Raw genomic sequence first — 6,667 nt, forward strand, 5'->3', positions numbered from 1 at the left:
TTGCTGACCCGCTTTTGGCCGGTCAGTGGACACAGGTCAGCAAACTTTACCTGTTGGTCGCGTGTCTTAGCGATTCGAGAGGCCCGGATGCAGGACCATGGTGCGGACCATGCCTGATCTCATGACCTCCCGCAGGCGGGCACCCCGGCTCACGCTGCGGGTGCGTTCCGCCGACGAATTGGACGACGGTGAAGCCGGTGAGGACGAGGCGTCCGGCCCTCAATTGCCGTGGTACGCGAGCGCCGCGCTGGCCGGTCTGGTCGCCGCTGCGGGCGGCTGGTTGCTGCTCGCCGGACTGGTGATGCTGATCTGGCTGACAGCCCGCTCTGGCGCGGTTCTGGACGCGATCGGGGCCGGTACGCAGGTCTGGTTGCTGGCCAACGGCGGCGGTCTTCAGTTGGGCGGACAACGCTGGACGCTGGTACCGCTGACGCTCACCCTGCTGCTGGCGCTGATGATCGGCCAGGGAGCGGCGCTGGCGGCTCGGGCCGGGCTGCGCGCGGATCGGGCCGCGGGCGTCGAACACCAGCCGGCGGACCTGGCCAGAATTGTGCGCAATGTCACGCTGCTGACCAGCGTCTGCTATGCCGGAGCGGTGACCGTGACCGCGAGTCTGGTCGGCAGCACCGAGCAGGGGGTTCGGGCGCTGGTCGGGTCGGCCGTGCTGGCGGTGCTGGCGGCGTACGTCGGTGCGGCCCGAGCGGTCAAGCACCGGCTGAAGGATGTGCTGCCCGGGTGGGCCCGTGCGGTACCGGCGGCGGTCGGCGCAGCGGTGACCATCCTGCTGCTGACCGGTGTCGTGGTGCTGGTGCTGGGCTTCGTGCAGAACCACGAACAGGTCCAGGCGCTCAACGAGCGGCTCGGCCTGGAGGGCGTCAACCTGGGCGTGTCCATCGTGGCCCAGGCGTTGTTCCTGCCCAATCTGGTGTTCTGGTGCGGGGCCTGGGCGCTCGGCGCCGGCTTCCGGTTCGGGCAGGGGAGCGTGATCTCGCCCAGCAGTACCGACCTCGGGCTGCTGCCGTCGATCCCGGTGCTGGGGGCGCTGCCCGACGAGGGCCCGGGCAGTGCGGCGATGCTCACCTGGCTGGCGGCCGGGGCGCTGGCCGGGGCCGTGGCGGCGATCCTGGTGATGCGTGGCCGGCCGCGCGCCCGCTTCGACGAGACCGCCGTCGTCGGCGGCCTGAGTGGCATCCTCGCCGCCCTCGTGTTCACCGCCCTGGCGGCCACCTCGGGCGGCGACCTCGGCACCGAGCGGCTGACCGGTATCGGCCCCCGGCTCACCGAACTGGCCGTGTTGTCCGGGGCGCTGCTGGGGATCAGCGGGCTGGCCGTGGGCCTGATCTGGGGCCTGGTACGCCGACCGCTCAGCGCTCAGGCCGAGGAGGAGACGTACGCCGAGGACGAGGCGTACGAAGTCCAGGACGCGGAGGCGACCACCGACCTGAGCGAGGTCACCGAGGCCGACGAGGAGCACGAGCGGACGACCGAGCTCCGCCGCCCTCGCGATCCGGAGGACGAGCCGACGGAGGTCGTCGAGCGCCCGCAGCGACGCTGGAACCCGCTCTCTCGGCGCTGAGCGCCGGCAGGTAGCACAGCGCCCCGAGCACGCTGAACAGTCCACCGGTCACCGTCGCCGCCGGCGTCCCGGCGTACGCCGCCAGCTGCCCGAGCAGCGGGCCCGACGGCCGAACCCGCGCCGAGGGCGACGAGCGAGTTCAGCGACAGCACCGTGGCCCGGCTGCCCGCGGGGCGCGGCGGTGCAGCAGGGCCCGATGCACCGGGCCGCAGGCGCCGTGCAGACCGTAGGTGACCAGATAGGCACCGATCAGCCCGGCCGGCCCGAACGCCAGCCCCATCACCGCCGCGCCCAGCCCGTTCAGCACCCGACTGACGATCGCCGCCCGGGTCACCCCGATCCGCCGGGACAGGCCGCCGACCAGCACCGCGCCGACGGCGAAGCAGCCCCAGCCCGCCGCCGCGGACGGCCCGACCCAGGCGGCGGCCCGCTCGGAGCTGCCGAACAGTTCGGCCAGCCGGATCGGCAGGAAGGTCTCGAAGACCGACATGCCCGCCACCCAGAACAGTTCCACCGCGACGATCCCGGCCAGCACGCGATCGGTGCGCAGCAGCCCCACGCACGCCGCGACCATCCGCGGCGTGCCGCGCAGCGAGGCCAGCGCCGCCTCGGGGTGGGCCGGCCGGTCGTTGGGCACCAGCAGCAGGGTCGCCAGCAGGTGGGGCACCGCGGTGGCGAGCAGCACCTGCAGCGGGAGCAGCAGCGCGCTCTGGCCGCGGAATCTGCAACGCATCGGTCGCGACGTTGCGTTCCACCCGGATTGGGCCGCCCGCGGCCCGGGGTCCTAGAGTCGGGGCCGTGACCTTCCGCCTTGCCGTGCTCCTCTCGGGCTCGGGCACCCTGCTGCAGGCGCTGCTGGATGCGATCGCCGCCGGGGAGTGCGCCGCCGAGGTGGTGCTCGTGGGCGCCGACCGGGCCGGCATCGAGGGCCTGGCCCGTGCCGAGCGGGCCGGCATCGAAACCTTCGCCCACCCCTACGCCAAGGGCTCCGACCGCGCCGCCTGGGACCGCGAACTGACCGAGCTGGTCGCCGCCGCCGAGCCCGATCTGGTGGTGAGCGCCGGCTTCATGAAGCTCGTCGGCGAGGCGTTCCTGGACCGGTTCACCGGGCGGATGATCAACACCCACCCCGCGCTGCTGCCGAGTTTCCCCGGCATGCACGGCCCGCGCGATGCGCTGGCCTACGGGGTGAAGGTGACCGGGGCCACCGTGTTCACCGTGGACGCCGGCGTGGACACCGGCCGGATCCTCGCCCAGGCGGCCGTCCCCGTGCTCGACGACGACACCGTCGAGGCCCTGCACGAACGGATCAAGATCGAGGAGCGAAGGCTCCTGATCGAGACCGTGCACGACCTGGCAACCAAGGCAACCAAGGAGCAGTAGTGACCGACCGCCAGCCCATCAAGCGCGCCCTCGTCTCCGTCTATGACAAGACCGGGCTGGAACAGCTCGGCCGGGCCCTGGCCGAGGCCGGCGTCGAGGTGGTCTCCACCGGCTCCACCGCCAGGAAGCTCGCCGACACCGGCGTACCGGTGATCCCCGTCGAGCAGGTGACCGGCTTCCCCGAGTGCCTGGACGGCCGGGTGAAGACCCTGCACCCCAAGATCCACGCCGGCATCCTCGCCGACCGCCGCCTCGACGCGCACCGCGACCAGCTCGACGAGCTCGGCGTGGCCCCCTTCGACGTGGTGGTCTCCAACCTCTACCCGTTCACCGAGACCGTCGCGTCGGGCGCCAGCAGCGACGAGTGTGTCGAGCAGATCGACATCGGCGGCCCGTCGATGGTCCGCGCGGCGGCCAAGAACCACCCATCCGTGGCGATCATCACCAGTCCCGAGCAGTATGCCGAGCTGACCGAGGCGCTGACCGCCGGCGGCACCACCCTCGAGCAGCGGCAGCGGCTGGCCGCGGCCGCCTTCCGGCACACCGCGGAATATGACCTGGCCGTCGCGTCCTGGATGGGCAGTGTGCTCACCGACAGTTCCGGTGGGGACGGGTTCCCCGAGTGGATCGGCGGCGCCTGGCAGAAGCTCGGCACCCTGCGCTATGGCGAGAACTCGCACCAGCCGGCAGCGTTGTACGCCTATCCCGCCGGCCCGGCGGGGATCACCCAGGCCGTGCAGCACCACGGCAAGGAGATGAGCTACAACAACTACACCGACGGCGACGCCGCCTATCGCGCCGCCTATGACTTCGACGAGCCGTGCGTGGCGATCATCAAGCACGCCAACCCGTGCGGGATCGCCGTCGGCGCCGACATCGCCGAGGCGCACCGGCTCGCCCACGCCTGTGACCCGGTCAGCGCGTTCGGCGGGGTGATCGCCACCAATCGCGAGGTGTCGGTGGCGATGGCCGAGCAGGTCTCCGACATCTTCACCGAGGTGGTGATCGCCCCCGGGTACGCCGACGGCGCGCTGGAGCTCCTGTCGGCGAAGAAGAACATCCGCCTGCTCACCGCCGGTGCGTACACCCACCGCGAGCGCAGCCTGCACCCGATCTCCGGCGGCGCGCTGCTGCAGGCCCCCGACCGGATCGACGCCCCCGGCGACAACCCGGCCAACTGGACGCTGGCCACCGGCGAGGCCGCCGACGAGCAGACCCTGGCCGATCTGGTGTTCGCCTGGCGGGCCTGCCGCGCGGTGAAGTCGAACGCCATCCTGCTGGCCGCCGACGGCGCCTCGGTCGGGGTCGGCATGGGTCAGGTCAACCGGGTCGACTCCTGCCGGCTGGCGGTGGAGCGGGCTGGGGACCGGGTCAAGGGGTCGGTCGCCGCCTCGGACGCGTTCTTCCCGTTCAGCGACGGCCCGCAGATCCTGATCGACGCCGGGGTGAAGGCGATCGTGCAGCCCGGCGGTTCGGTGCGGGACGAGGAGACCGTCGAGGTGTGCAAGAAGGGCGGCGTCACCATGTACCTCACCGGGACCCGGCACTTCTTCCACTGAACGGTATCAACCTCGGTATCATTACTGCATGGCCATGACACTGCGACTGACCGATGCCGAGACCGAGGCGCTGCGCAAGCGTGCCGAGTTGGAGCGACGTTCGATGCAGCAAGTCGCCCGCTCCGCCCTGACCGAATACATCGAGCAGCACAGCCGCCGAGACCTGCTGGATCAGGTGCTCGATCGTGAGCTGCCGCGCTATGCCGAAACGCTTGAGCGCCTGGGGCAGTGATGCTCCATCTGACCGCTGAAGAACTGATCCACATCGCCAACCGGGCCACCGACACGACGGTCGGCGTTCGGGACGCCGGCCTGCTCGAGTCGGCCGCAGCCCGGCCGCAGACATCCGTGTTCGGGCAGGACGCCTACCCAGACCTGGTCACGAAGGCTCCCGCCCTGACGCAGTCGATCGTCGGAAACCACGCCTTGGTTGACGGAAACAAGCGACTCGGGCTCGGTGCCCTGATCGCGTTCCTGGGCTCAACGGCCACACCCTGACCTGGAGCAACGACGAGGCGTACGACTTCATCATCGCGATTGCCGACGGGTCCATGACCGAGGTGGACGAGATCGCGACCCGCCTGCGTCCCGCAGTGGAAGGCAACACCTCAGCAGATCCGCGGTAGCTGCTCGCCGAGCGGCATCCCGATCACCCGGGGCGCCCAGGCGCCCAGCTCGTTGGCTGCCCACCCACCTCGAAGCGCTCGACCACACCCTGATCGAGGTCGGTTGGGGTACGCCACTGCTTCGACCCCGCGCTCGCGGGTGCCCTGCCCGGATAGTGGCAGAATGGCGCTCAGTCCGGCGTACCCCGAAAGGAACTCGATGACGGCGCAAAAGCTCGACGGCAAGGCCTGTGCGGCCGCGATCAAGGACGAGCTGAAGGCTCGGGTGGCCGAGCTGGCCGAGCACGGGGTCACCCCAGGTCTCGGCACGGTGCTGGTCGGTGACGATCCCGGCTCGCAGATCTATGTCAATGGCAAGCACCGCGACTGCGCCCAGGTCGGGATCGCCTCCCTGCGGGTCGACCTGCCCGCCGACACCACCCGCGAGCAGCTGCGCGAGGAGATCCAGAAGCTGAACGCCGACGCCACCTGCACCGGCTACATCGTGCAGCTGCCGCTGCCGAAGCATCTCGACGAGCACGAGGCGCTGGGCCTGATCGATCCGGCCAAGGACGCCGACGGGCTCGCCCTGGCCAGCCTCGGCAAGCTGGTGCTGATGCAGCCCGGCCCGCTGCCGTGCACGCCGCGCGGGATCGTCGAGCTGCTGCGCCGCAACGGCGTCGAGCTGGCCGGCGCGGAGGTGTGCGTGGTCGGCCGCGGCACGACCGTGGGCCGCCCGCTCGGGCTGCTGCTGACCCGCCGTTCGGAGAACGCCACGGTCACCTTGTGCCACACCGGCACCAAGGAGCTGGCCGCGCACACCCGGAACGCCGACATCGTGGTCGGCGCGGCCGGCGTACCGGGGTTGATCACCGCCGACATGATCAAGCAGGGCGCGGCCCTGGTCGACGTCGGCATCACCCGCAACGCCGAGGGCAGGCAGGTCGGCGACTTCGCCGACGACGTCTGGGAGAAGGCCGGCTGGGTCACCCCGAACCCCGGGGGAGTCGGCCCGATGACCCGCGCGATGCTGCTGGAGAACGTGGTCGAGGCCGCCGAACAGCAGTTCGCCCTGGCACAGTCGGGGGCCCGCTACGCGCGGGGGTGATCGTGGCGCTGCGTGACCAGGGGATCCGGGTGGCCGCCCGGACCAAGGCGAAATCCCTCAACCAGTGGCCGCTGCTGGTGGTCGTCGCGGCGGCGGCCGCCGCGCTGGTCGTCGTCTGGGCCGGCCACTGGCGCTGGGGCAGCGCCCTGTTCGGAGCCGCCCTGTGCCTCGGCGCACTGGAGCGGCTGGTGCTGCCGCAGCGGCTCGCGGGACTGCTGCAGGTGCGCGGCCGGGCGTTCGACGTGACTGTGCTGCTCGTCGTCGGCGCGACGCTGATCGCGTTGTCGGTGCTGGTCCCGGCCGTCTAGCTGTACCCGGCCAGGACGTTGGTAGCGGCGAGCCTGGTTGAACGAACGAGAACCTCCGAATGGGATGTGGCTTGTCGAAGGCCCACGCCAACCCGGAGGTTCTCATGTCCCACGGTAGTGCCCGATTG

The 6,667-nt window shown here is 71.2% G+C and carries 8 protein-coding genes; 7 read left to right on the top strand and 1 reads right to left on the bottom strand.

Features of this window, described 5'->3' with window-relative positions; genetic code table 11:
- Window positions 1–109: 109 nt before the first annotated feature.
- Entirely contained in the window at window positions 110–1,576 is a 1,467-nt protein-coding gene (locus tag CGZ93_RS05665) for a cell division protein PerM (protein ID WP_141211089.1), read from the top strand.
- A gap of 139 nt (window positions 1,577–1,715) precedes the next feature.
- Here the strand turns inward: CGZ93_RS05665 and CGZ93_RS05670 are convergent, their stop codons facing one another.
- Window positions 1,716–2,309, bottom strand: a complete 594-nt coding sequence (locus CGZ93_RS05670; protein ID WP_094363172.1) for an MFS transporter — start codon at window positions 2,307–2,309, stop codon at window positions 1,716–1,718.
- 65 nt (window positions 2,310–2,374) lie between these two features.
- On the opposite strand from CGZ93_RS05670, the gene purN reads away from it, so the two are divergent.
- The 6 genes from purN (at window position 2,375) to CGZ93_RS05700 (ending at window position 6,539) form a co-directional block, all read left to right on the top strand.
- Window positions 2,375–2,959: a phosphoribosylglycinamide formyltransferase gene (purN, locus tag CGZ93_RS05675; protein ID WP_094363173.1), complete on the top strand. Its 585-nt coding sequence runs from the start codon at window positions 2,375–2,377 to the stop codon at window positions 2,957–2,959.
- Window positions 2,959–4,518 (top strand): bifunctional phosphoribosylaminoimidazolecarboxamide formyltransferase/IMP cyclohydrolase, encoded by a 1,560-nt coding sequence (purH, locus tag CGZ93_RS05680; protein WP_094363174.1) that lies wholly within the window; start codon window positions 2,959–2,961, stop codon window positions 4,516–4,518. Before purN ends, purH begins: the two co-directional genes overlap by 1 nt.
- A 28-nt stretch (window positions 4,519–4,546) precedes the next feature.
- Window positions 4,547–4,750 (top strand): DUF6290 family protein, encoded by a 204-nt coding sequence (locus tag CGZ93_RS05685; protein WP_176451645.1) that lies wholly within the window; start codon window positions 4,547–4,549, stop codon window positions 4,748–4,750.
- Window positions 4,750–5,016: a type II toxin-antitoxin system death-on-curing family toxin gene (locus CGZ93_RS05690; RefSeq protein WP_229117223.1), complete on the top strand. Its 267-nt coding sequence runs from the start codon at window positions 4,750–4,752 to the stop codon at window positions 5,014–5,016. Before CGZ93_RS05685 ends, CGZ93_RS05690 begins: the two co-directional genes overlap by 1 nt.
- Before the next feature lie 327 nt (window positions 5,017–5,343).
- Window positions 5,344–6,231 carry a bifunctional methylenetetrahydrofolate dehydrogenase/methenyltetrahydrofolate cyclohydrolase gene (locus tag CGZ93_RS05695; protein WP_094363176.1) on the top strand — a complete coding sequence of 296 codons (888 nt, stop codon included), beginning with the start codon at window positions 5,344–5,346 and terminating at the stop codon, window positions 6,229–6,231.
- A gap of 2 nt (window positions 6,232–6,233) precedes the next feature.
- Window positions 6,234–6,539, top strand: a complete 306-nt coding sequence (locus tag CGZ93_RS05700) for a DUF3017 domain-containing protein (protein ID WP_229117224.1) — start codon at window positions 6,234–6,236, stop codon at window positions 6,537–6,539.
- The last annotated feature ends 128 nt before the right edge of the window (window positions 6,540–6,667 follow it).

It is taken from the genome of Enemella dayhoffiae (assembly GCF_002250625.1).
Taxonomy (GTDB): Bacteria; Actinomycetota; Actinomycetes; order Propionibacteriales; family Propionibacteriaceae; genus Enemella; species Enemella dayhoffiae.

Bases quoted from the DNA above. Each gene is read 5' to 3' on its own strand.
- CGZ93_RS05685 (WP_176451645.1), top strand. From the start codon at position 4,547: ATGGCCATGACACTGCGACTGACCGATGCCGAGACCGAGGCGCTGCGC.
- CGZ93_RS05670 (WP_094363172.1), bottom strand. From the start codon at position 2,309: ATGCGTTGCAGATTCCGCGGCCAGAGCGCGCTGCTGCTCCCGCTGCAG.
- CGZ93_RS05695 (WP_094363176.1), top strand. From the start codon at position 5,344: ATGACGGCGCAAAAGCTCGACGGCAAGGCCTGTGCGGCCGCGATCAAG.
- CGZ93_RS05665 (WP_141211089.1), top strand. From the start codon at position 110: ATGCCTGATCTCATGACCTCCCGCAGGCGGGCACCCCGGCTCACGCTG.
- CGZ93_RS05690 (WP_229117223.1), top strand. From the start codon at position 4,750: ATGCTCCATCTGACCGCTGAAGAACTGATCCACATCGCCAACCGGGCC.